Source organism: Shewanella sp. AS16 (assembly GCF_021412365.1).
Taxonomy (GTDB): domain Bacteria; phylum Pseudomonadota; class Gammaproteobacteria; order Enterobacterales; family Shewanellaceae; genus Shewanella; species Shewanella salipaludis.
Window position 1 is genome coordinate 1 of the sequence record NZ_JAKCLK010000008.1, and the last position, 25,128, is coordinate 25,128.

Genomic DNA, 25,128 nt, shown 5'->3' on the forward strand with positions numbered 1-25,128 from the left:
TATCAGCAAGGTCAACCGCCGACACTTACTGGCCAAAGCCTACTGTCAGAGTGTCCTTACCGGAAATTTTTTGGGTTTCCGGTAAGGACACTATTTGCCTATTTGACAAAAGGAATCATATCAACGCAATGCATTACGGCGAGCGACGCAGGCGAAGGCCGTCGTGAATTGGTGCACTTGGTTATGCATTTTTACCCTGCTGCATCGAAAAGTAATAAGTCACGATACTCCCCAACAGCGTGGCGCTAAAAGCCAAAATTTCTGAGAAATAGGGACTACCAAGTATAGCTGACACGAAAACACCGCCGAGTAATGAAAATATGATAGCGACAGCTAGCAGCGGCTTTATACGTTTGTTCATCCGTTCTGTCCGGGGTTCTGCCTGACCCAGACCATTGCATGTTCCGCAGATTATTCCATACAGCTCCTTACCCCTTAGTTCGCTGGCTTTTATGCAAGCCAGGCAAGACTTTCCATCTTTTCCTGTAGTGCATGCCCCAGTTTCGCAACAGTGAGCACAAGGGTAAAGATTCGCTTTAATATGATGGTCCACTAAACCTCCCGTTCAGTGCATAACGTTTGTCTAACGCGCTTGCGCCTTTATCATCTCAGACTAGTGCAAAGCGTGGCGGCCTGCACTGCGCCTGTTATCTTCCATGGCTCTTTAGCTAAGCTACTGGTATTTATGAATTTCATCAAGCGCTTTATTTATCGGTTAAGGGCAAAGCGTGCGCAGTGAACATAGGACTGGCATGACATTGTCCAAACTCAGTTGCCAAAGTGGGAAACCAAAACAGGCACTGTTGCGCCAGTGACCGTTGGCGACATGGATGTCGCCGTCGAGACTACAGGGATGTATCCACGGCGAGTCACTGGTGTAACAGTGCGAAAGCTCACCGCAGGTGATTGGTTGAGATCATCATAACAGTAGCGAGTTGTTTAATGAGCGAAACTGCGATTAACAGGACGTTGTTGCACTGAGTACAGAGGCGGTTGCCTGGGTTTGATACCCAGGCACCGCACTCTTGTCAGCCCTCCCCGGCTCCTATTGTTTGACCATAGTATTGATGGTGACATGGGGCCAGGTGATGAGATTGGTCGGATCATCCTGACCAAACTTGAGGTGGAACGCCAAGTCGATGATCTGGGTATATTGCAGCTGATCGAACTCCTGGCCCGTGTTGTTGTTGCGCACCTTTTCGAGCCAGAACACCGCCTGCATCCGGGTTGCATTGGCGTGGTGCACGATAAAGGGAATGTTGTTGATGGCCCCTGCGTTGTCCGAGTCCAATATCAGGGTCTGGGTCTGCAATATCTCAAAGCCTTCGCCTGCCTGCAGTTCGAGATCCCTTCTCAGGTTGGCATTCGGGTTGCTGACGTTGATCTCAGGGTTCGGCACCAAATAAGGATCCAGGTAACCCAGGGGAGCAGGTGAGCCGATATCAGGTGGCAAGGTGGAAATATCCGGGATATCCGGTGCCCCAGCCTCGGTAAGCGGCAGCTTGCTGAGCAGCATGATCGAATCCCCGTGGGGTATGGTGCCACTGCGAGCGACACTGTATTCGGGTAAGGGTTGGTTCTGATTATTGTTGTTGACGATTTCGGACAGGTTCATAAACATGCCGTTTTCGACGTGCAACCCCTCGCCTGTGTCGCGGTTGAACACCCTCTGCTGGTATTTCAATGCAGCAACAAACTGATCTACGCTGCCGCCGCGGTTGCGCGCCGGGGCGCCGGCATCGATGAAGCTGAGAGTTTCAGCGTAGGGGGCGACCAGAAGTTTAAAGTCGCCCTTGCTGATCGGGGTCGAGCCCTGGGACGGCACTGCTATGATGTTCCACCCCTTGTTGCCGAACCAGTCGCCTTGCAGATCGTTGAAAAACTGGGTAGTTTGCTGCTCAGGGGTCAGGCTGGCCGACGGGGTTTTCTCCAACAACGCCTGACCGGGATCGTGACGCAGGCGTTTGCTCGATGCACCGCTGAGGCGCTGAAACTCATTGATATCGAATTTTTTCATGGTTAATTCCCTTTATTTCAGATCGACGTAAGAAAGGTTAGCCGAGCCAGGCATAGGAGCCGGCCATGGTGTGACCCACGACCAGAGCCTGCATGACTAAGCGGCACTCGCTCCCCCGGGCAAGATGCCCCTAAGGAAGCTCCCGGCAAGGATGTTGAATGAACCGACACGCTCCGTTTTTGAATGGATACAAGCGCTTAATATAGCAGTCGAAATCTGCCTCGCCAGGATCCAGGCGGCACAAAACCCGCAGTCCTGGCTAATAATTTGATTTCCAAGGTGATTAATATTTCATTACGGCTGCTGTCCTGCACAGGGCCGCCGGCTGAGTTTCACTACTCGTCGCAACTCGGCAACTAGTAGCTGGGCAGCTAGGCAGCGAAAAACACCAACCCGGGATGAATAACGGAGAGGTATGGGAGGGAGATAGCGAAGGCCGTCATGACCCATGGCCGAAAGGCAAGCCTCTACTGCATAGCCCCTGCGGCACTTCGACGTTCAATAGTTGATGTTCGGAGTTAAGAGTTCGGAGTTAAGAGTTTGGAGGTAGAAGGCAGGAGCTGGGCGCACTGCAATGGAGACATAACGCCCATGACCATTGGCGACTGCAGGCCGCCATTGGCATTTCCTGCTGTCATTCTGGCAGTCATTCCTGCGGCCTTCCATGGCCAGCAGGCGTCGCCGGAACATCCTCAGGCGATGAGGATAAAACCTAAGAAGGCCAGAGCCGCGGCGATCAAGGTATAGGGCAATTGCGTCACAGCATGACTCATCAAGTTACAGCCCGAACCCTGAGCGGCCAACACGGTCGAGTCCGAGTAGAAACAGGCCTGGCTGCCAAAGGAGGAAGCCGACAGCAAGGCGCCAATCACCAAGGGGATATCGGCGCCGACCGACTGCGCCAGTGGCATGACTATGGGTATGGTCACGGCGAAGATGCCCCAGCTGGATCCCGTGGCAAATGCCAGGATCGCCATCGCCAGGAAGACCACAGCCGGCAGCAGCTTGGGGGTCATGAAGGGGCTGAGGGACTCGATCACATATTGGGGCAATAACAGCTGATCGCATACCTCCTTGAAGATAAACGCGGCGATCACTGTGCCTATGGCTGGCAGCATGCTCTTGAAGCCGTCGATCATCTGCTCCATCATTTCCGCCAGCGGCATCAGCCGCTGCACGCCATAGTATGGCAAGGTGATGACCAGTGTCGCCAACAGCCCCTTCCACACATCGATATCGAAATACACGGTAAAACCGACCAGGAGCACTATGGGCACCAGGAAATTATGCAATTTACCCTGATGATCCGCATGTTCGAACTCTTCCTCTATGGCTTTGACCCCATAATCGTCCGGGGTCTGCACCTGTTCCGAGTCCGACTCCAAGGCGGGGATCCCCTGGGCCGCCAGCTGCTGGGCCTTCTTCATCGGCCCCAGCGCCGGCACTATGCCAAGCACCACCAACAGCACCATGCCGACGGCCAGCCAGGCGTAAAGCATATAGGGGATCGCCTGCATGTAGACGGCAATGCCCTGGCCTTCGGCGGCGACACCATTGTCCACCAGCAGGCCACCGAAAAATACCGCCCAGGTCGACAGGGGCACGAGTACGCACACCGGCGCCGCGGTAGAGTCCACCACATAGGCCAGCATCTCGCGGGAGATCTTGAACTTATCCGTCACCCGCTTCATGGTCTCACCCACGGTCAGGGCATTGAGATAATCATCGATAAAGATCACTATCCCGAGGACAAAGGTCATGAACAACGAAGACTTGGGCCCCTTGGCCAGGGCCAAGGCATTGCGGCCGAAAGCCAGCGCGCCACCGGTACGCACCAGCAGCGCGATCAGGGCACCGAAACTGCCACAGACCAGGATGAGCCAGCCTATGGTCTCGTCGGCCATCACCTTGAGCGAGGCCGCGGCAAAGTTGTTCAGCACCTGGCTCGCGTCGAGCAGCAACAAGCCGGCTATCGCGCCTATGATGAGGGAAAGTATCGGGCGGCGCAGCCAGATGGCTAACACCAGAACCACCAGAGGTGGAACCAGACTCAAGGCAGTCGCTTCAGACATGCATTCAGGTCCTCTATAAATAGCCTATCCAGGCAAAAATGAGAAAGGTGTCTGCTACCCATGGCGGCAACACACCCTACTGCTGTTTTATTATTGACATAGAGCATCTCTACCAGGATTGACTCTGGCTTATGCCGGCGTCGCGCCAAAACATCGGCGCTGAAAATAAAGCGCATCCAATAGTGAGTCAACCTTAAATTAACATTCAACCAAAAATTTCTGCCCGAACATAAGCGAAGTGGCTATAACACTGTTTTCTATACGGCTATCTGGCACATTTGCAAAGCTGAGCCTGGGGCTCAGCAAATATTCATGCACTCTATCCAGCTAAATCCGGCTAAGCATCCCCGCGGTTCCCCGGGCCATTCGGCCAAGCTTCCCGCCTGGATGCCGCTTCCCTGTTGGAGCATGCTGTTTGAGTCATCTGCCGGAGCAACCCGGCCCTTGGCCCCGGGAAGCCAATAGCCGCAGTTCACGCTATGACAGAGATAAAACCCAAGAGCAAAACATCGAAAGCAAGGCTAAAAACAAGACAAAAACCTAAATGATGAATAAATAACGGCACTGAAAAGAGGAATAAGCTGGAACCGTTTGAAAAAAAGTGGTGTTTTAACGCCGCCGGGCCTTCCTTATCCTGGGTAATTTCGATATGGTTCGCTAACTTATGTTTCACTCTTCCAGCGTATTTTGAGGTATAGATGCGGCCTATCATTAAATCGAATAAATTAGATTCAGTCTGTTACGACATTCGGGGGCCGGTACATAAGGAAGCCAGACGCCTGGAAGACGAAGGTCACCGCATCCTCAAGCTCAACATAGGCAACCCGGCGCCCTTCGGTTTCGAAGCCCCGGAAGAGATAGTCAGGGATGTTATCCTCAACCTGCCCAGTGCCCAGGGATACTGCGAGTCCAAGGGGCTGTTCTCGGCCCGCAAGGCCATAGTGCAACATTATCAGGCCCAAGGGATCTTCGGGGTCGACATCGAAGACATCTACATAGGCAATGGGGTGTCCGAACTTATCGTCATGGCCATGCAGGGCCTGCTCAATACCGACGATGAGATCCTCATCCCCTCGCCCGATTACCCCCTGTGGACCGCGGCGGCCAACCTCGCCGGCGGCAAGGCGGTGCACTATCGTTGCGATGAAGAGGCTGATTGGTTTCCGGATCTGGATGACATCAAGCGCAAGCTCAGTTCCCGTACCCGCGGCATAGTGCTGATCAACCCCAATAACCCCACGGGTGCGGTTTACAGCAGGGAACTGCTGCTGCAAATCGTCGAGTTATGCCGTCAGCACCAGCTGATCCTGTTTGCCGACGAGATTTACGACAAGATCCTCTACGATGAGGCCAGCCATATCCCGGCTGCCAGCCTGGCGGACGACATCTTGACCGTGACCTTCAACGGCCTGTCCAAGACCTATAGGGCGGCGGGCTTCAGGGTGGGTTGGATGATGCTCTCGGGGAATCTGAAGGCGGCCAAGAGTTATATAGAAGGCCTGGAGATGCTGGCCTCCATGCGCCTGTGTGCCAATGTGCCCAATCAGCACGCGATCCAGACCGCACTCGGGGGCTATCAGAGCATCAAGGAGCTGCTGCTGCCCAATGGCCGTCTAACGGTGCAGCGCGATGCCTGCTATGAGCTGCTCAATCAGATCCCAGGTGTCAGCGTCACCAAGCCCAAGGGGGCGCTCTATGCTTTCCCCAAGCTGGACATGAAGAAGTTCAACATACGTGACGATGAACGTCTGGTGCTGGACTTGCTCAGGGAGAAGAAGATCCTGCTGGTCCAAGGCACGGCATTCAACTGGCCAGAGCCGGATCACTTCCGGGTGGTGTTTCTTCCCCATAAGGAAGATCTCACCAGGGCACTGTCCGAGTTCGGCGACTTCCTAACCGATTATCGCCAGTAGCCCACGCCGGCGCTATTTTGTAAGCTCTTCATATAGCAGGCTTAAAAAGATGTTCAACAGCGACCCCAGGGTCGCTTTTTTTGTCTGGAATATTTGCCGCCGCCCCCCGGCCCTGTGCTAAGGTAGCAAGGCAAAGGCTAAATTAGGGAAGTATGTTTATGAGTCACCTGTTCGCCCATCTGGCCAGAATGAAACTTATCCAACGCTGGCCGCTGATGTATAACGTTCGCCCCGAGAATGTGCAGGAGCATTCGTTGCAGGTCGCCATGGTGGCCCATGCGCTGGCGATCATCAGCAATAAGAAATTCAATACCTCACTGGACCCAAATCAGGCCGCTACCATGGCCATATTTCACGATGCCAGTGAAATTCTCACGGGCGATCTGCCTACGCCTGTGAAGTACTTCAATAAAGAGATCGAAGCCGAATACAAGAAGATCGAGGCCATCGCCGAGCAGCGCATGCTGGAGATGGTGCCGGAGGAGTTCAAGGACGACTATCGCAGCCTGTTCGACAGCCAGGCGGCCGATCCCGTCTACAAGACGCTGGTCAAGTCGGCCGATACCCTATGTGCCTACCTCAAGTGCCTGGAAGAGAATCGCGCCGGGAATAGTGAGTTCAATACCGCCCGCAAGCGCCTGGAAGCCATGCTGGAAACCAACCCTGAACCTGCGGTAAGGTATTTCATCGATTGCTTCATCCCCAGCTTTAAACTCAATCTCGACGATATCAACAAGATGTTTTAAGGATGGCTATGACAACACCAGTGTGGCAGGAACGCCGCTTAGGCGAGGATAAACACAGGCGGGACGATCACCGCAGCCCTTACCAGAGAGACAGAGCCAGGATCTTGCATTCCGCCGCTTTCCGGCGCCTGCAAGCCAAGACTCAGGTGCTGGGTGTCGGCATGAATGACTTCTATCGCACCCGCCTGACCCATTCGCTGGAGGTGTCACAGATAGGCACAGGCATAGCCGCCCAACTGAAACAGAAATTCCCCCAACACAGGCATCTGCTCGGCTCCATGAGCCTGCTGGAATCCCTCTGTCTGGCCCACGACATAGGTCACCCGCCTTTCGGCCACGGCGGCGAGATCGCCCTCAATTACATGATGCGCCTGCACGGCGGCTTCGAAGGCAACGGCCAGACCTTCAGGATCTTGACCCGGCTGGAGCCCTATACCCTGGACTATGGCATGAACCTCTGCCGCCGTACCCTGCTGGGCATTCTCAAGTATCCGGCGCCCTATTCCCAGCTGCATATCCCGGGGGATACCGCCGCCATCACCAATCATAGGCAGCTAAAACCCGCACAATGGCCGCCGGTTAAGGGTATTTTCGACGACGATCGCGACATTCTCGATTGGGTACTGGAGCCCCTGTCGCTCGACGACAAGATGTTATTCCAGAGCCACTATGACACCCAGAGTCATCACCGCACCCGCTTCATTTCCTTCGATTGCTCCATCATGGAGCTGGCCGATGACATAGCCTACGCGGTCCACGATCTGGAGGATGCCATAGTCATGGGAATCGTCAGTGCCGGACGCTGGCAGCAGGATGTGGCCCAAGTGTTGGCGCTCAGCCAGGATGCGTGGATCAGCAAGGAATTTGCCGCCATAGGGGACAAGTTATTCTCCCATCAACATCACCTGAGAAAAGATGCCATAGGCACACTGGTCAATGGCTTCGTGACCGCCATTTCCGTGGTCGAAAATACCGAGTTCAACGAGCCTCTGCTGCGCTGCAACGCCTGTCTGGCGCCGGCCTTTGCCGAGGCGCTGCAGGTGTTGAAACTATTCGTGTTTAAGTACGTGATCCGTAAGCCGGAAATCCAGATGCTCGAATACAAGGGGCAGCAGCTGGTGATGGAGTTGTTCGAGGCCTTCGCTTCGGATCCCGAACGCCTGTTGCCGCTCAATACCCAGGAGCGCTGGCGGGAAGGCCAGGAAGCTGGCTTGAATGGGCATAGGGTGATAGCAGATTATATTTCCGGCATGACGGATGAGTTTGCCGGCCGGCTGCATCAACAGCTCTTCAGCCCCAAATCCGGCGTTATCATAGACCTGAGCCGGGAGCTTTAGCCACCGGACTCAAGCCGGCGGCAAAAAAAAAGCCACCCATGGGTGGCTTTTTCATTGGCTCTAAAGCCCTGTGTATCGAAAGCTCAGAGCCCTTCGATGGCTTCCTTGCATAGGCGGGTGATCCTGTCCCAGTCGCCCTGCTCCATCGCATCCGTTGGGGCTATCCAGCTGCCACCGATGCAATCGACATTCTTCAGCGCCAGATAATCCTTGTAGCTGCTCGGGGTGATGCCGCCGGTCGGACAGAAACGTATGTCCGCCAGGGGACCCGAGAACGCCTTGAGCGCATCGACACCGCCGGAGGCTTCAGCCGGGAAAAACTTGAAGTTGCGATACCCAAGCTCCATGGCTGTCATCACCTCTGAGATGCTGGCGACGCCGGGGATCAAAGGCACAGTGCCCTTCATCGCCGCCTTCAGCAGCTCTGTGGTCGCCCCAGGGGTGATGATGAACTGGGCACCGGCGGCAACCGCCTGCGCCAGTTGCGCCTCATTCAACACAGTGCCGGCGCCCACCAGGGCCTCGGGCACTTCCTTGGCTATCTTGGTGATGGCTTCCAGGGCACAGGGGGTGCGCAGGGTCACTTCCAGGACGCTGATCCCGCCGGCAACCAGGGCCTTGGCCAGCGGCACAGCATGCTCTATCTTATTGATAACCATGACAGGAACAATAGGGCTGCGATTAAAAATATCTTGTGGCTGCAAAGACCAGTTATTCTCAAACATTGCGTCATTCTTCCTTAATAATTAGTAAAGTTCGTCGATGGCACTGGTGCTTCGTGCACCCGTCTCAGGACTGCTAAGGTTCGCCCTGAGCGCACCGAACAACTCGCGGCCCATGCCGTAGCGGGAGTGATGCAGGTCGACAGCTTCGGCCTCACGGGTCGCCAGTTCGGCTTCGGACACCAGGAGTGTCAGTTCGCCAGTCATGGCATTGACCCTGACCATGTCGCCGTCCCTGACCTTGGCGATCAAGCCGCCATCCAGCGCTTCGGGAGTCAAATGTATGGCCGCAGGCACCTTGCCCGAGGCACCGGACATGCGGCCATCGGTCAACAAGGCAACCTTGAAGCCCTTGTCCTGTTGACTGCCGAGCATGGGGGTCAGTTTATGCAGTTCTGGCATGCCGTTGGCCTTCGGCCCTTGGCCCTTGACCACCACCACACAGTCTCTGTCCAGGGCACCGGCCTTGAACAGGGCATCGAGTTTATTCTGATCGTCTATCACTAGCGCCGGCGCTTCGACAATCCTATGTTTTTCCTGTACCGCAGACACCTTGATCACCGCCCTGCCCAGGTTACCCTTGAGCAGTTTGAGACCGCCGTTGCTCTGGAATGGCGCGGCGACGCCGGTCAAGACGTCGGTATCCAGGCTCTGTGTCGGACCATCGACCCAGCGCAGTTCCCCGTCGAGCAATCTCGGCTCCTGGGTGTAGCGCCTCAGGCCCATGCCTGCCACTGTGTTGACATCTTCATGCAACAGGCCGGCATCGAGCAATTCCTTGATCAGGAAGGCCATGCCACCGGCGGCGTGGAAGTGATTGATATCGGCCTGACCATTGGGGTAGACCCGCGCCAGCAGAGGCACGGCATCGGACAATTCGGAGAAATCATCCCAGTTGACCAGGATACCGGCGGCGCGCGCGGCGGCGACGATATGCATGGTCAGGTTGGTAGAGCCGCCGGTGGCCAGCAGCGCCACTATGCCGTTGACCACGGACTTCTCATTGACGACTTCACCTATTGGGGTGTACTGGCTGCCCATCTCGGTCAGACGGCATACCTGTTTGGCGGCCACAGAGTTGAGGGCGGCCCGCAGCGGATCGTCCGGATTGACGAAGGAGGAACCCGGCAATTGCAGGCCCATGACTTCCAGCATGAGTTGGTTGGAATTGGCCGTGCCGTAGAAGGTACAAGTGCCGGCGCTATGGTAAGACTGAGACTCGGCTTCGAGCAGCTTGGCCCTGTCGACCTTGCCCTGGGCGAATTGCTGCCGCACCCGTGCCTTTTCCTTGTTGGGAATACCGGATCTCATCGGCCCGGCAGGCACGAACAGCATGGGCAGGTGGCCGAAACTCAGGGCACCTATCAGCAGTCCGGGGACTATCTTGTCGCAGATCCCCAGCAACAGGGCGCCATCAAACATGTTGTGGGACAAGCCTATGGCGGTCGACATGGCGATGATCTCGCGGCTCAACAGGCTCAGCTCCATCCCGGGTTGACCCTGGGTCACCCCGTCACACATGGCAGGCACGCCGCCGGCGACCTGGGCCACGCTGCCGACTTCATGGCAGGCCTGCTTGAGGATCGCCGGATAGTCGCCGTAGGGCTGGTGCGCCGACAACATGTCGTTGAAGGCGGTGACTATGCCTATGTTGGCCTTGGTCAGATGACGCAGGGTGTTTTTATCCTCCGGACTACAGGCGGCAAAACCATGGGCCAGGTTGCCGCAACTCAGGGAGCTGCGATGTACACCCTTGGCTCTGGCATCGCCGAGCGCCTTCAGATAACGTTCACGGGGACCCTGGCTGCGGGCTATGATTCTGTCGGTAACAGCTTGGACTACTGAATGCATTGTGACTCCTTAAGCGCTCCAGAACACATCGACCGGGGTCTTGTGTTGGGCTAGTACGGCTCGGATTGGCATGGCTTTCACATCGTCACTCTCCAGGGCTTGACGATACACGGCAAGTTTTTGCTCCCCCACCAAGTGCAGGTAAATCTGCCGGCTATTCAAGATCCCGCTCTTGGAGAGGGTGATCCGCGGATGGGGCGCAGTGCTTGGGTTAACGGCCGCGCAGAGTGCCTGGGTCGACAACGCCAGTTGCAACTCGGCGGCGCACGGGAACCAGGAACAGGTATGGCCGTCATTGCCCATGCCCAGCACCACCACATCGAAGGGTCGCGGGAAATTGGCCAGGGACTCGGCGGCCATGTCACAGCCCAGCTCTGGCGTGGCAAACATGTTCTTCAAGCCACGAAACTTGGCATTGGCGGCTCGGTTCTGCAACAGATGCTCGCGCACCAAACGCTCATTGGAATCCTGGGCATCGGCTTCGACCCAACGCTCATCGGCGAGGGTGATATAGACGTCGCTCCAATCTATGGCCTTGAGGCTCAGCTGTTGGAACAGCTTCAGCGGCGTCGAGCCGCCCGAGACCACCAGGCTGGCCTTGCCCCGGGCGTCGACCGCGTGTTGCAGCTGACGGGCAATCCGCTCGGCCAGATCCTGCTCGAGTGCGGCGGGATTGGCGAAAGATTTAAAGACGGTTTCTTTTGGCATGTTCGGCTCCTTACTCATCCCAGGAACGGCCATCTTTGGTGATCAGGGCGACGGACGCCACAGGTCCCCAGGTGCCGGCAGGATAAGGTTTAGGCTTTTCATTGCTGGCTTCCCATGACTGTATGATGCCATCGACCCAGGTCCAGGCTTGCTCCACTTCATCGCGGCGCACGAATAACGCCTGGTTGCCCAGCATGGCTTCCAGCAGCAGACGCTCGTAGGCGTCGGCGATACGCTCATTCTTGAAGGTATCCGAGAAGCTCAGATCCAGCTTGGTGGTTTGCAGGCGCTGCTTCTGTTCCAGGCCGGGGACCTTGTTCATCATCTGGATCTCGACCCCTTCATGGGGCTGCAGACGTATGGTGAGCTTGTTCGGCGGCAGGTTGCGGTAGCTGGAGCGGTACAGGTTATGGGGCGGATTCTTGAAATACACCACAATTTCCGAACTCTTGAACGGCATGCGCTTACCGCTGCGCAGGTAGAAAGGCACCCCGGCCCAGCGCCAGTTGTCTATGTCGACCCGCAGCGCCACGAAGCTCTCGGTGTTGGATTGCGTGTTGGCGCCCTCTTCTTCCAGGTAGCCAGGCACAGGACTGCCCTTGAGGAAGCCGGCACTGTACTGACCGCGAACCGTATTCTCGTAGACGTTGTCGGCCGTGATGGGACGCAGCGACTTGAGCACTTTGACCTTCTCATCGCGGATGCTGTCGGCATCCAGATTCACCGGCGGATCCATGGCCACCAGGGTCAGAACCTGCAGCAGGTGGTTCTGGATCATGTCGCGCATCTGCCCGGCCTTATCGAAATAGCCCCAACGGCCTTCGATGCCCACTTCTTCTGCGACAGTGATCTGCACATGATCTATGGTGCGGTTATCCCACTTGGAGGCGAACAGGGAGTTGGCGAACCGCAATGCGATCAGGTTCTGCACCGTCTCCTTACCCAGGTAATGATCGATGCGATATATCTGGCGCTCGCTGAAATAGGCAGACACTTGATCGTTGATCACCCTGGACGACTCGAGATCCGAGCCTATGGGTTTTTCCAGCACGACCCGGGTATCGCTGTGAATGAGATTCTGCTCATGCAGGCAACGGCCTATGTCGCCGAATATCGAAGGTGGGGTGGCGAAATAATTGACCATGACGCGCTTGGATGGCTCGAGTAACTCATGGAAGGCGCTGTAACCGGCTGATTCGGTGAAGTTGGTGCCGATATAATGGCAGCGGGATAGGAAACGTTGGAGTGTGTCTTCGCAGAGAGATTCCTTGACGAAGGTGTTTAAAGCAAGCACCACTAACTCTTTGAACGCTTCCTGGGTAAACTCGTCTTTGGCGACACCTATGACCTTGGTGTCTACATTGAGTAACCCGGCTTTATCCAGCTGGTATAGAGAAGGTAACAACTTACGCCGCGCCAGGTCACCCTTGGTACCAAAGAGTACGAAGTCACAAGCTTTGGCTCCCGATGTTGTTTTGCCCATTGCTTTAAACTCTCCTTTTATTACTGCCCAGCCTCATCACAATGAAGATAAGCACACTTTTGTTGTAATATAACAACAGAAATTGTTAAATGCATCTAGAATTTGAAATTATTCATGCCGGGCTAAACTAGGCATTATCGGCATAAATCTGATATGCTTTTTGTGCTTAAATTACGATATCCGGTCAAAGCTTAGATAGAAAAGTTACTACATTCAGTTTTGGCCAGGTGTTTTTTACACTGCCTTGGTTTAATCCGAATTAATAAATAAAACAACAACTCGATTTCAGCGGACGTATGCGTATGAATACCCTAGAAAAGGTTCAAAAAAGCCTCACCCATTTCAGTAAGTCAGAACGCAAAGTTGCGGAAGTGATCCTGGCGTCACCGCAAACTGCCATCCATTCCAGCATAGCCACTCTGGCCAAGATGGCCGATGTCAGTGAACCCACAGTGAATCGCTTCTGCCGCCGCCTGGACACCAAGGGCTTTCCTGATTTTAAATTACATCTGGCACAAAGTCTTGCGAACGGCACTCCCTATGTGAGCCGCCACGTCGAAGAAGACGACTCCACAGACTCATATACGACAAAAATATTCGAATCTTCAATGGCTTCGCTCGACACTGCCAGGCAGAGCTTAGACACGGCAGCAATAAACAAAGCCGTCGATATTCTGACTCAAGCTAAGACGATTTCCTTCTTCGGCCTGGGCGCCTCAGCCTCGGTCGCCCACGACGCCCAGAACAAATTTTTCCGTTTCAATGTCCCCGTCATTTGCTTCGATGATGTGCTGATGCAGCGCATGAGCTGCATCAACAGCAACGAAGGTGACGTCGTGGTGTTGATCTCCCACACAGGTCGAACTAAATCATTGATTGATATAGCAAGATTGGCGAGAGAAAACGGCGCCGCCGTCATAGGGATCACGGCGCGCAATTCACCTCTGTCGATGGAGTGCACCCTGCCCGTCACCATGGAAGTGCCGGAAGACACGGACATGTACCTGCCGATGGCCTCACGCCTGGCACAGTTGGTGACCATAGACGTGCTGGCGACCGGCTTTACCCTGCGCCGCGGCCCACGTTTCAGGGACAACCTCAAACGGGTTAAGGAAGTGCTGAAAGAGTCCCGCATCAATAAAGATCCGATACTGTAATTCACTTTCCGGGCACTAAAGCGCGGCTGTCATCGACGACAGCCGCTTTTTTTCGACTATTTTTCCCGTCATGGCACTAAAAATTTCCCGCCCGCGAAGATCATTTTGTTTGTAACTTTCCTACAAAAAGCGCTATTGTCTGCTAGTATATAAACAGAATTTTAAAAACTAACGGAGTATCCCATGTTCCGCAGAACCAAAATCGTCACTACCTTGGGTCCAGCGACCGATCGTGATGACAATCTACGCCGCATCATAGCTGCCGGCGCCAATGTTGTACGCCTCAATTTTTCCCACGGCTCACCGGAAGATCACCTGCAAAGGGCCAACCAGACCCGCGCCATCGCCAAGGAGCTGGGAGTGCATGTGGCCATTTTGGGTGACCTGCAGGGCCCCAAGATCCGGGTTTCCACCTTCAAAGACAATAAGAAGGTGCAACTGGACTTGGGCCAGGCCTTTATTCTCGATGCCGAATTGGCCAAGGGCGAAGGCGATGAGACTCAGGTTGGCATCGACTACAAAGAGTTACCCGATGATGTCAGGATAGGCGATATCTTGATGCTGGACGATGGCCGGGTGCAACTCAGGGTCGAACGGGTCGAAGGTCGTAAGGTGTTTACCACGGTAACTGTTGCCGGTCCGCTCTCCAATAACAAAGGCATCAACAAGCAAGGCGGCGGCTTAACCGCACCTGCGTTGACCGAGAAAGATAAGGCCGACATACTCACGGCCGCGATGATCCAGGTCGATTACCTGGCCGTGTCCTTCCCACGTACCGGTGCGGATCTCGATCTCGCCCGCGGCTTGGCCGAGGCTGCCGGCAGCAAGGCGCTGATAGTCGCCAAGGTGGAACGCGCCGAAGCTGTCGCCACAGATGCCGCCATGGACGATGTGATCCTGGCATCCGATGCCGTCATGGTGGCCCGTGGCGATCTCGGCGTCGAGATAGGCGATGCCGCGCTGGTGGCCGTACAGAAGAAGCTCATCAGCCGCTCACGTCAGCTCAACAAGACGGTGATCACCGCCACCCAGATGATGGAGTCGATGATCTCCAGTCCCATGCCGACCCGCGCCGAAGTGATGGACGTGGCCAACGCGGTACTCGATGGCACAGATGCCGTGATGCTGTCGGCCGAAACCGCCGCCGGTGATTTCCCCGAGGAAACCGTCAAGGCCATGGCCAATGTGTGCATCGGCGCCGAGGCCCACCCGAGTGTCAAGGTGTCCAAACATAGAATGGATCAGAGCTTCACTTCGGTGGAAGAAACCATCGCCATGTCGACCATGTACGCCGCCAACCACCTCGAAGGCGTCAAGGCGATCATCGCCCTGACGGAATCGGGCGCGACGCCACTCATGATGTCACGCATCAGCTCGTCACTGCCGATTTTCGCCCTCTCCCGCCACCAGACGACCCTGGCCAAGATGGCACTCTATCGCGGTGTCATGCCTGTCTATTTCGACACCACAGTCCATGCGGCCGAGGAAGTGGCCCAGAAGGCCCTCGACTCACTGTCCGAGGCGGGTTTCCTGCAGAGCGGCGACATGGTGCTGATGACCAAGGGTGACGTGATGGAAACCATAGGTGGCACCAACACCTGCAAGGTGCTGATCGTTGCCTGATAGCCGCTTCGTCAGCTAGCATCGCGCCATAAAAAAACCACCTCAATCGAGGTGGTTTTTTTGTTTCTCAGCTAGGGCGATTACAACTTATCGAAATCGTCCACCAGGATGGCCGCCAGGCGCAGGGCATCGGCCGCCAGTAACTGTTTATGTTCTTCCTCAGTGATCACCGCCTGCTCCAGCGCAGCGTCGAACAAAGTCAACATGGGCACTTTCGCCGGCAGCGCGCCACTGCGCTGGGCCTTCTTCAACTTCTTATGCAGGCCCCTGCTGGCGTACTGGGCCAGGAAAGCCTGTTCCACCTCGGCTACGCCCCCCGTGTCACCGGCAAAGTCGGGACAGAGGAAAGTGAGCCTTTCCCTGGCGGGACCGGGTTTCATCATCCCCTGGACCAACTCTGTCACTTGCTTATCCGACGGAGCGTTGAAGTGGTTGCCCAGAGGGAAGATAAGCACCCTCAACAACCAAGCCACCGGGCGATTGGGGAAGTTGCGGACAGTGTCTTCCAGGGCCTTGGCCGCCAGGTGCAGCCTCTGGGTCATGACATAACGCACCGCCGGCAGATCATCCTGTTGACGACCATTGTCTTCGAACAGTTTCACCGTTGCCGAGCCCAGATACAGCTGGCTCAGCACGTCCCCCATGCGGGCCGACAGCATTTCCTTGCGCTTGAGATCGCCGCCCATGATCAACATGGACATATCGGTCAACAGCGCCAATGCGGCCGAGATCCGCGACATGTCTTTATAATACTGCCGCGTCTCGCCGCATACAGGGGCCGAAGCGAAGCGGCTGCCGGTCAAGGCGTTGGCCAGCGCGGAAAAGGCATTACGACAGGCATAACCCATATGGCCCAGCAGCAGCGCATCGAATTTTTCCTCGGCCTGCTCCTTATCTTCCATTGCCGCCGCTTCCATTTCGGGCAAGACGTAAGGGTGGCAGCGGGTTGCCCCCTGGCCGAAGATCATCAGGGAGCGCGTGAGTATGTTCGCCCCCTCGACGGTAATAGAGATGGGGTTGGACATGTAGGGATGGCCCAAATAGTTCTTCGGCCCCAATTGAATGCCCTTGCCGGACTGGATATCCATGGCATCGTTGATCACATCCCGGCCCAGTTCCGTCATATGGTATTTGGCGATGGCGGTCACCACAGAAGGTTTAACCTTGAGATCTATCCCTGTGGTGGTCAGGCGGCGTGCCGCCTCCAGCTGATAGGTATTGGCAATGATGCGCGCCAGGGCTTCCTGCACCCCTTCGAAATGACCTATGGAGAGACCAAACTGCTGACGCACATAGCTATAGGCAGTCGTCGTCTTGGTTGCCATGTGGCCGGACGCTGTCGCCAGCGCCGGCAAGGAAATGCCGCGGCCGGCCGACAAACACTCGACCAGCATGCGCCAGCCCTTACCGGCAAACTGGGGCCCGCCTATGATCCAATCCAGGGGAATGAAGACTTGCTCACCCCGGGTGGTGCCATTCATGAAGGCCATGTCGAGGGGATTATGCCTGCGGCCTATCTCGACTCCCGGGTGATCTGTGGGGATCAGCGCGCAGGTGATGCCCAGATTCACCTTATCACCCAACAAGGCATCGGGATCCTGCATCTGGAACGCCAACCCCAGCACAGTCGCCACCGGGGCCAGTGTGATATAGCGTTTGTCCCAGGTCAGTTTGAGGCCGAGCACCTCTTCACCGTTGAAGCTCTGGCGGCACACGATACCGACATCGGGAATGGCGCCTGCGTCCGAGCCGGCTTCTGGGCCGGTCAGGGCGAAGCAGGGAATTTCATCACCCTTGGCCAGCGCCGGCAACCAACGCTCCTTCTGCTCAGTGGTGCCATAGTGGGTCAGCAGCTCCCCAGGGCCGAGCGAGTTGGGTACCATGACGGTCACCGCCGCGCTCACGCTGCGACTGGCCAACTTGCTGACAATGGTCGAGTTGGCATAGGCAGAAAAGGCCTTGCCGCCATACTTCTTGGGGATGATCAGGGCGAAGAAGCCTTGCTCCTTAAAGTATTGCCACAGCTCAGGCGGCAAATCCTTGCGATTATGCACTATGTCGAAATCGTCTATCATGGTGAGCGCTGTCATCACCTGATTGTCGATGAAGTCTTTCTCTTCGGCCGTTAACGCCGGCTTGCCATAGCTATGCAGGGTATTCCAGTTGGGTTTGCCGCGAAACAGCTCCCCTTCCCACCAGACATCGCCGGCTTCCATGGCTTCTTTTTCTGTGTCAGACAGGGGCGGCAGGACTTTCTTGAAGAAAGAAAATACCGGCCGGGTGATCACTTGCATCCTGACGGCAGGTACGGCAAACACTATCACTATGGCTAACAATACAAGCAGTAGGATACTCATAGCAGACCTTTTTCATTGTTGATGACGGGAACGGCAACACCGGCTGCCATATAGGGGATCACTTTTCTGATCACGGCTTCAATATCATTATGTTCGCCAAAATCGGCGGCAGCAATTTCGGTCAGGGCGTCGGCCGAAGCCATGGTAAAGACCACAGTGCCCAAGGTGAAATGCAAACGCCAGAACATCTCGGCCGACGGAATATGGGGGACACTGGCCTGTACTGCCTTGACAAACTTGGCCAAGGGCTCGCCATAGTGAGTCGTGATAAACCAGCGCAGATGGCCCTGGCTCTCTATGTAACCCCGTCCCAGCAGCTGCAGGAAGATAGTAGTGCCTTCGGCGCGCAACTTGTTGAGTTCGAGCAATGGCGCCACCAGCGCGGAAAAAATCTCATCGAGCGACGCCTGATTCGGCGCCGTGTGCAGCCGGCTGATTTCTTTGGCCGCCGCCGGCATGAAGACATCCAGGTAACGGGCCAGCACGGCACGGATCAATTCTTTCTTCGAGCCGAAGTGATAATTGACCGATGCCAGATTGACTTCAGCCTTGCTGGTGATCAGCCGCAGCGAGGTCTCGGAGAAGCCCCGCTCGGCGAACAGTTTTTCTGCCGCATCGAGTATTCTTGTTTTTGTATCGGATCGACTTGCCATTCACAGCCCTTGAATTGATTTAAAACACTCGTTTAAATTAAACATTGCCACAGCATAAGTCAAACTAAAAATCCCTGTAACAACTGAGACTCACCGCCATAAAATGAGTGGATTTCAACTAATACCGGGCCGCCAATATACAAAACTGCCCAGGCTTGGCTACACTGGACAACAGCAAAAACCACAAGGATGAACACTGATGAACTTCTCTTCCCCAGCCACTTCCAAGCTGGCGCTGCTGGTTGCGCTCGCCCTGGGCTTAACCGCCTGTAACCGGGACAGTGGCGAGCAGCCACAGGCGGCCAAGCCCATGGCCGCTAAGCCCGTCGACCAGGCCGAAGCCTTAAGCTTCATCAAGGATGCCGAAGCCGATCTGGCACAGCTCTCCATCGAAGCCAACCGTGCCGAATGGATCTACAGCAATTTCATCACCCAGGATACCGCCGCCCTGTCGGCCGCCGTTGGCGAGAAACTGACGGCCAGCTCGGTAAAATATGCCACCCAGGCGGCCAAATACGCTCAGCTGCCACTGGACCCTGTCAATGCCCGCAAGCTCAAAATCCTCCGCAGTGCCCTGGTCCTGCCGGCGCCCCTGGATCCGCAGAAGAATGCCGAACTGGCCAAGATCAGCTCGGAACTCAATGGCCTCTATGGCAAAGGCAAGTATTGCTTCGACGATGGTCGCTGCCTGACCCAACCCGAGCTCTCCAGCATCATGGCCGAATCCCGGGATCCGGCGCAACTGCTCGAGGTCTGGCAAGGCTGGCGTAACATAGCCAAGCCCATGCGCCCGCTGTTCGAACGTGAGGTAGAGTTGGCCAATCAAGGGGCTCAGGAACTGGGTTATGCCAACTTGTCCGAATTGTGGCGCAGTCAATATGATATGCAGCCGGACGACTTCTCTGCCGAACTCGACAGGCTCTGGGGCCAGGTCAAGCCCCTGTACGAATCCCTGCATTGCTATGTGCGCGGCGAGCTCAATGCAAGATACGGTGATGAGACTGTGCCCAAGACGGGCCCTATCCCGGCTCATCTGCTGGGCAACATGTGGGCCCAGCAATGGGGCAATATCTACGACATGGTCGCCCCCAAGGATGCAGATCCCGGCTATGACGTCACGCAACTGCTGGCCGAGCATGGCTATGATGAACACAAGATGGTCAAGCAGGCGGAAAGCTTCTTCACCTCCCTGGGCTTCGATGCCCTGCCTGACAGCTTCTGGACACGCTCGCTATTCGTGCAACCCAGAGACAGGGACGTCGTTTGCCACGCCTCCGCCTGGGATCTGGACAATGAGGAAGATCTTCGTATCAAGATGTGTATCCAGAAAACGGCCGAAGACTTTAGCGTCATTCACCACGAGCTAGGGCATAACTTCTATCAGCGCGCCTATAAGGATCAGCCCTTCATTTTCAAGAATAGCGCCAACGACGGCTTCCATGAGGCCATAGGCGATACCATAGCCCTGTCCATCACCCCGAGTTACCTCAAGCAGATAGGTCTGCTCGATGAGGTGCCCGATGCCTCCAAGGACATAGGCTTGCTGCTCAAGCAGGCGCTGGACAAGATAGCCTTCCTGCCCTTCGGCCTGATGATAGATCAATGGCGCTGGAAGGTGTTCAGCGGTGAGATCAGCCCGGCTCAGTACAACCAGGCCTGGTGGGAACTGAGGAATAAATATCAGGGCGTGAGCGCGCCCGTTAGCCGCGACGAGACAGACTTCGACCCCGGGGCCAAGTACCATGTGCCGGGCAACGTCCCCTACACACGTTATTTCTTGGCCCATATACTGCAGTTTCAGTTCCATAGGGCCCTGTGTGATATTGCCGGCGATACGGGCCAGGTGCATCGCTGCAGCATCTATGGCAATAAGGACGCAGGTGCCAAGCTCAATAAAATGCTGGAAATGGGTCAGAGTCAGCCCTGGCCCGAAGCCTTGGCCACTGTGACCGGTAAAAAGCGCATGGATGCCGAGGCGGTATTGGACTACTTCGCGCCGCTGCAGACCTGGTTGGATGCACAGAACCAGCAGGCCAAACGTCAATGTGGCTGGTAGCCCTGCGGCCAGCCGGCTAAGGCCGGGAAGTCACGACAGGCTGGCTGTCATAGTCAAAACGCCCTCAGAGGGCGTTTTTTATGTGCGGCCAAACCTGGATTTGGGCTCAAGATACGGGCTCTGGTTACGGACTCAGGCTGCGGCTCTGGTTGCAGGCTTGGTTACAAATAGAGGCCCCCTGCCGCAGTCGTGGCAAGCCATGCCCAGTGACAGGTTTAAGCTTAGCCCAGAGCCGCAGCAGGCCCGCCAGGCCGTGATGGAACACACTTTGTAAACATTCAATACTTTAGTTAATCATGGTCATACATTATAGTTGCCCCTACGATAGCCAAGCAGACCCCATTTAATGAGATTTTTGTTATTCACTCTTAGTTTATTACTCTGTTCCCTGGTGGTTGCCAAGGCAGCCCCCCCCTTGTCGGAAGATGATCAGGCGCTGAATCTCAACTACGACCAATTCGTGCTCGCCTTCAGTCAATTGGAGCCGCAAATCATAGAGAAGCTCTATGCCGACAACGCTTGTTATGTATCGGAAAACCAAGATAAAGGTATTGTAGAGGGCCGGGAAAACATACTGGCACTCTACAAGGCATTTTTCGGCAAGATCCGCGCCAAGAACGCCCAGATAGACATAGACTTCCGGGTGGTAAACCGCCAGATCGAAGACAAGAGCGCCACGGATGTCGGCTATTACCTGGTCAGGTTTTACCCCGCCGCCGAGACGGAAGAACCTGTGAGTGAATTTGCCGGCAAGTTTGTGATGATGGCCAAGAAACGCCCGGATGGAAAATGGCATCTGACGGTCGATACCAACAATCGCGCTGAACCCAGCTTCTATTTCAGTGCCAAGCCCAGTCAAAATTGGTATTTCGGTCGTCAATTCTCCCCCTTACCCCCAGCGGCAAAACATGATTAACCCAGAGAAAAATTGCCCTTGCGGCACAGGAAAGAGTTACGGCCTCTGTTGTCAGCCATTCCATTCGGGCGACAGCCTGCCCCAGACGCCGGAGCAACTGATGCGTTCACGCTACGCCGCCTTTGCTTTGAAAAAATTTGATTACATCCTCGCCAGCCAGCACCCTGAGTTCCTCGCCGGCCTGACGCTGGCGGAATTGGCGCGGGAGCCGTCACCCAATTGGCTGGGCCTGGATGTCATGGGTTCGAGTCAGGAGCAAGATAGAGGCGAGGTCAGCTTCAAGGCCTGGTATCGGCTCGATGGCCGTCTGGAAGTGATCCATGAGCATTCGCTCTTCGTGCGCGAGCAGGGACGTTGGTATTACACCCAAGGGGAACAATTGCCGGCCAAACTTCCGGGTCGCAACGATCCTTGTGTCTGCCACAGCGGCAAGAAATTCAAACAATGTTGCGCCCGCACAGCCTAGCCTGCACATACTAATCCGCACACCAAGAGTGACAGCCGCAGCGCCTGGCGACAGCGGCCAAGGCTTAGTGAAAGCCAGGTGTGCCAAGGCAGCAGACTCTGATTCAATATGAGCTGTTAATCAGTGGGTCATTGCCGCCAATCGGCTGTTGGACTGAAACAGGAACTGGGCAAACTCGGGCTCGCGCAGTGCCGGACTGTACAAGAAGCCCTGGGCATGGTGGCATAGGTTATCGGCCAGGAATTTCTCCTGCTCCAGGGTCTCCACCCCTTCTGCCGTCAGGGAAATATTCAGCGCCTTCGCCATGGCAATGATGGCACTGACGATTTCCCGGCTTTCCCTGCTGACACTCAGATCTGAGATAAATGACCTGTCTATCTTGAGCTTGCTGATAGGGAACTGCTTGAGATAGCGCATCGAGCTGTAGCCTGTGCCGAAATCGTCTATGGCCAGCCCTACCCCCAGCTCAGACAATTCCTGGCATAGGTTGGTGGCATACCTTATGTCTTCCATCAGCTCAGTCTCGGTGATCTCCAGGATCAGGCTCTGGGGTTTGAGACGATAACGGTTCAGCAGCTGCCACACCTGTTCATACAGGTTACCGCTGAAAAACTGCCTTGCCGATACATTCACATGCATGGCCATATCCACATTATGCCGCTGCCACTGATCCAGCTGACGACAGGCGGCCTCAAGCACCCAGGCGCCTATGGTATTGATCAAGCCGGACTGCTCGGCGATGTCGATGAACACTCCGGGATAGAGCACCCCTCGCTTGGGATGATGCCAACGGATCAGGGCCTCTGCCCCTATATAGGCATGGGTCTTGAGATCCATCAGCGGCTGGTAATACAATTCAAACTGCCGGCCACGTATGGCCCAATGCAGATCTTTCTCTATCTGGGCATCTTCTTTAAACGCACTGAAGAGGTCGCTGTTGAAAATCTGAATCGCGCTGCTCTGCTTCTTCTTGGCGTATTGAATGGCGATATCGGCGCAACTCAAGGGCGCAAACAAGCCGACCACAGAAGCGATATCGACTATGGCTATGGCGGGTTTGGGGTCGACCTGCTCACGCCCTATGAGCATGGGCACCGACAGCTGCTGGTGCAGGCGAGCCGAGAGGACATCCAGCTCCAGGGCACTTATGTCACTTGGCAACAAGAGGGCAAACTCGTCACTGCCCACCCTGGCAGTCTCAGTGGCTTTATTGAGTTCGGCAAAATGCCGCAAACGCCGTGCTACCTCACACAGCAAGGTATCCCCTTGCTCATGACCATAGGTATCGTTGAAGCGTTTGAAGCCCATAAGGTCCACCAAGATCAGTGAGCCTTGGGCACTGCGGTCCAGCACCCGATTGAAATGCGCCCTGTTATAGAGGCCGGTTAAACTGCAACGCCAGGCCAGACGTTCCAACTCAGCCTGATACCTGTGCTCGGCACTGTTGTCGTTACTGGTGACCAGCAGATAATGGCTGCCTCTGTCGGTAATAAAAGGATTGGCGTTGAACTTGATCCAATAGCTGCTGCCATCCTGGCGCCTCAGCTGCACCTCACCCCTCGCCATTTCGCCGCGGTGAATTTGGGCCAGCGACTGTTCGGCCAACTCAGGATGCTGCTTGAAATATTCCAGTTCATGCAAACGGCACCCAAGGACACTGTCGGCCGGCACCCCGGTAATGTCGCTGTATGCGCGGTTGATGTATTCCACAGTTTCAGTATGCAGGTTGATCAGCATGGTCACCTGCGACGACTGCTCGGCGGCGTTACGGAACAGGGTCAGACTCTCGTCTTTGTCATGGGCATGCTTGGTCGCCAAGGTCAGTGCCAGTTGGTCTGCGAGCTGACAGGCGATATGAATTTCACCTTCGCTCCAACGCCGGCCGCCCCTGAGACGCTCCAGACATAAGACACCTTCGAGATGGCCATTGATCCTTATCGCCACTTCCAGGCTGGATTGGATCCCCCTGGGTTTAAAATAACCCGCATATAATTCGCTCAATCTGGCGTCGGTACTGGTATCCAAGGCATCGATGAAACGGTGGGATCTGAGTTCGGCCAGATAATCGGGGAATTCGACTATGTGTGCAGGACGGCTGGTGTCCTGGGTCAAGAGGGTGCCATAGTGAGCCGCGAGTATCTGCATCTGCTGATCGTCGGAAAATGACCACACGGCCACATCGGTGACCTGCAGATGCTGACTCAGGAGCTCGGTGATAAGCTCTGCCGTTTTCAAGAAGTCCCCCTGCTGCTTGGCAACAGAGTTGACTACGAGCGCTAGTATTTGTTGCTGCTGATGTCGCTTCACACTCACCCCCAAAAAACTGCAGTCCTGGGTGCAGACTTCCCTAAACACGGTAACAAATTGATTAATTTGGAATAGTGCTTTATTAACCCCGAAAGGCTCAGCAGAATACACCATAGATCAATAAGTACGCAATATAAGCAACACTGTTTTGCAGCCCGGAGGATGCATTAACACTGGTACAAGTTGTGGCGCCGGGTTTACAGCAGGTTAACCCTCTGGCCCCACTGCCGTTGCATGGTCAGCAGCTCGGCAAGATCCACAGGCTTTGACGCCGGCATGCTGAGTGCTGCCTGATGTCGTAAGCGGGTCAGGTGACCAGAGTTGTTGAGCGCATCATTCAGCCCTGTGTCCCTTTGACCACGTATCACCAGCGCCTCGGGCATCAGTGCCTGCTGTAACTGAAACCCCTTGATGCCATCGGCGCCGAAGGCCCTGGCATTATCCACCACGGGCTGCCCGGCGGAGAGATCCGCGACCAGTACCTCGGCCGGCGGCAACTGGAAGCTGCGCTGCAGTTTCTGTTGCTGATCCAATTCGGCTTGCCAATGAAACTGCGCCATGTCCCTCGCATCGGTCGACAACAAGGCCAACAGCAGGCCGAACTCACCACGACGGTCGGATTCGACCGCTAAGTTGAGTCGGCTGCCTATTTGGGCTTCGTTGACTAAAGGGACATCAATTTGCATATAAAAACATCAGGAAAACAATTCGTTGTTAGTTAATCGACCAGTCGATACATAACTT

19 protein-coding genes are annotated in these 25,128 nt (G+C 55.6%); 8 read left to right on the top strand and 11 right to left on the bottom strand.

Annotated elements, in window-relative coordinates; translation table 11 throughout:
* Nucleotides 1–181: 181 nt before the first annotated feature.
* From LZP73_RS15875 to LZP73_RS15885, 3 genes are all read right to left on the bottom strand, one after another.
* Nucleotides 182–361 carry a hypothetical protein gene (locus tag LZP73_RS15875; RefSeq protein WP_234235961.1) on the bottom strand — a complete coding sequence of 60 codons (180 nt, stop codon included), beginning with the start codon at nucleotides 359–361 and terminating at the stop codon, nucleotides 182–184.
* A gap of 684 nt (nucleotides 362–1,045) precedes the next feature.
* Entirely contained in the window at nucleotides 1,046–2,017 is a 972-nt protein-coding gene (locus LZP73_RS15880; protein WP_234235962.1) for a heme-binding protein, read from the bottom strand.
* A gap of 692 nt (nucleotides 2,018–2,709) precedes the next feature.
* On the bottom strand, nucleotides 2,710–4,089 hold the full coding sequence (locus LZP73_RS15885) for a Na+/H+ antiporter NhaC family protein (RefSeq protein ID WP_234235963.1): 1,380 nt from the start codon (nucleotides 4,087–4,089) through the stop codon (nucleotides 2,710–2,712).
* A 698-nt stretch (nucleotides 4,090–4,787) separates the two neighbouring features.
* On the opposite strand from LZP73_RS15885, the gene LZP73_RS15890 reads away from it, so the two are divergent.
* The 3 genes from LZP73_RS15890 (at nucleotide 4,788) to LZP73_RS15900 (ending at nucleotide 8,085) form a co-directional block, all read left to right on the top strand.
* Nucleotides 4,788–6,002, top strand: a complete 1,215-nt coding sequence (locus LZP73_RS15890; protein ID WP_234235964.1) for a pyridoxal phosphate-dependent aminotransferase — start codon at nucleotides 4,788–4,790, stop codon at nucleotides 6,000–6,002.
* Between the two features lie 158 nt (nucleotides 6,003–6,160).
* A complete protein-coding gene (gene yfbR / locus LZP73_RS15895; RefSeq protein WP_169562521.1) occupies nucleotides 6,161–6,748 on the top strand; it encodes a 5'-deoxynucleotidase in 588 nt (195 codons plus the stop codon).
* An 8-nt stretch (nucleotides 6,749–6,756) separates the two neighbouring features.
* A complete protein-coding gene (locus LZP73_RS15900; protein ID WP_234235965.1) occupies nucleotides 6,757–8,085 on the top strand; it encodes an anti-phage deoxyguanosine triphosphatase in 1,329 nt (442 codons plus the stop codon).
* An 83-nt stretch (nucleotides 8,086–8,168) separates the two neighbouring features.
* Here LZP73_RS15900 and LZP73_RS15905 read toward each other — a convergent pair whose 3' ends face one another.
* The 4 genes from LZP73_RS15905 to zwf are packed head-to-tail and all read right to left on the bottom strand — an operon-like array spanning nucleotide 8,169 to nucleotide 12,849.
* Nucleotides 8,169–8,810 carry a bifunctional 4-hydroxy-2-oxoglutarate aldolase/2-dehydro-3-deoxy-phosphogluconate aldolase gene (locus tag LZP73_RS15905; protein ID WP_169562519.1) on the bottom strand — a complete coding sequence of 214 codons (642 nt, stop codon included), beginning with the start codon at nucleotides 8,808–8,810 and terminating at the stop codon, nucleotides 8,169–8,171.
* A gap of 21 nt (nucleotides 8,811–8,831) precedes the next feature.
* The gene (edd, locus tag LZP73_RS15910) at nucleotides 8,832–10,658 is read right to left on the bottom strand and encodes a phosphogluconate dehydratase (protein ID WP_234235966.1); all 1,827 of its coding nucleotides are present in this window, start codon (nucleotides 10,656–10,658) and stop codon (nucleotides 8,832–8,834) included.
* 9 nt (nucleotides 10,659–10,667) lie between these two features.
* Nucleotides 10,668–11,366: a 6-phosphogluconolactonase gene (gene pgl / locus LZP73_RS15915; RefSeq protein WP_234235967.1), complete on the bottom strand. Its 699-nt coding sequence runs from the start codon at nucleotides 11,364–11,366 to the stop codon at nucleotides 10,668–10,670.
* A gap of 10 nt (nucleotides 11,367–11,376) precedes the next feature.
* The gene (gene zwf, locus LZP73_RS15920; protein WP_234235968.1) at nucleotides 11,377–12,849 is read right to left on the bottom strand and encodes a glucose-6-phosphate dehydrogenase; all 1,473 of its coding nucleotides are present in this window, start codon (nucleotides 12,847–12,849) and stop codon (nucleotides 11,377–11,379) included.
* Between the two features lie 302 nt (nucleotides 12,850–13,151).
* Between zwf and LZP73_RS15925 the strand changes: the two genes are divergently transcribed.
* Together LZP73_RS15925 and pyk are read left to right on the top strand one after the other, a co-directional pair.
* The gene (locus LZP73_RS15925) at nucleotides 13,152–14,006 is read left to right on the top strand and encodes a MurR/RpiR family transcriptional regulator (protein ID WP_169562515.1); all 855 of its coding nucleotides are present in this window, start codon (nucleotides 13,152–13,154) and stop codon (nucleotides 14,004–14,006) included.
* Between the two features lie 183 nt (nucleotides 14,007–14,189).
* Nucleotides 14,190–15,629: a pyruvate kinase gene (pyk, locus tag LZP73_RS15930; RefSeq protein WP_169562514.1), complete on the top strand. Its 1,440-nt coding sequence runs from the start codon at nucleotides 14,190–14,192 to the stop codon at nucleotides 15,627–15,629.
* A gap of 80 nt (nucleotides 15,630–15,709) precedes the next feature.
* Here the strand turns inward: pyk and LZP73_RS15935 are convergent, their stop codons facing one another.
* Nucleotides 15,710–17,986, bottom strand: coding sequence for an acyl-CoA dehydrogenase (locus LZP73_RS15935; RefSeq protein WP_234235969.1), 2,277 nt, complete (start codon nucleotides 17,984–17,986; stop codon nucleotides 15,710–15,712).
* Entirely contained in the window at nucleotides 17,983–18,639 is a 657-nt protein-coding gene (locus LZP73_RS15940; protein WP_169562512.1) for a TetR/AcrR family transcriptional regulator, read from the bottom strand. Before LZP73_RS15940 ends, LZP73_RS15935 begins: the two co-directional genes overlap by 4 nt.
* Nucleotides 18,640–18,838: 199 nt before the next feature.
* Between LZP73_RS15940 and LZP73_RS15945 the strand changes: the two genes are divergently transcribed.
* The 3 genes from LZP73_RS15945 to LZP73_RS15955 all read left to right on the top strand — a co-directional run bounded on the left by LZP73_RS15945 (nucleotide 18,839) and on the right by LZP73_RS15955 (nucleotide 22,077).
* Nucleotides 18,839–20,695, top strand: coding sequence for a M2 family metallopeptidase (locus tag LZP73_RS15945; protein WP_234235970.1), 1,857 nt, complete (start codon nucleotides 18,839–18,841; stop codon nucleotides 20,693–20,695).
* Between the two features lie 346 nt (nucleotides 20,696–21,041).
* Nucleotides 21,042–21,611: a YybH family protein gene (locus LZP73_RS15950; protein ID WP_234235971.1), complete on the top strand. Its 570-nt coding sequence runs from the start codon at nucleotides 21,042–21,044 to the stop codon at nucleotides 21,609–21,611.
* Nucleotides 21,604–22,077, top strand: coding sequence for a YchJ family protein (locus LZP73_RS15955; protein WP_234235972.1), 474 nt, complete (start codon nucleotides 21,604–21,606; stop codon nucleotides 22,075–22,077). Before LZP73_RS15950 ends, LZP73_RS15955 begins: the two co-directional genes overlap by 8 nt.
* Nucleotides 22,078–22,197: 120 nt before the next feature.
* On the opposite strand, the gene LZP73_RS15960 is transcribed toward LZP73_RS15955, so the two are convergent.
* Both LZP73_RS15960 and LZP73_RS15965 read right to left on the bottom strand, forming a co-directional pair.
* On the bottom strand, nucleotides 22,198–24,384 hold the full coding sequence (locus tag LZP73_RS15960) for a putative bifunctional diguanylate cyclase/phosphodiesterase (RefSeq protein ID WP_234235973.1): 2,187 nt from the start codon (nucleotides 24,382–24,384) through the stop codon (nucleotides 22,198–22,200).
* Nucleotides 24,385–24,581: 197 nt separating this feature from the next.
* A complete protein-coding gene (locus tag LZP73_RS15965) occupies nucleotides 24,582–25,070 on the bottom strand; it encodes a VC2046/SO_2500 family protein (protein ID WP_234235974.1) in 489 nt (162 codons plus the stop codon).
* Between the last annotated feature and the right edge of the window lie 58 nt (nucleotides 25,071–25,128).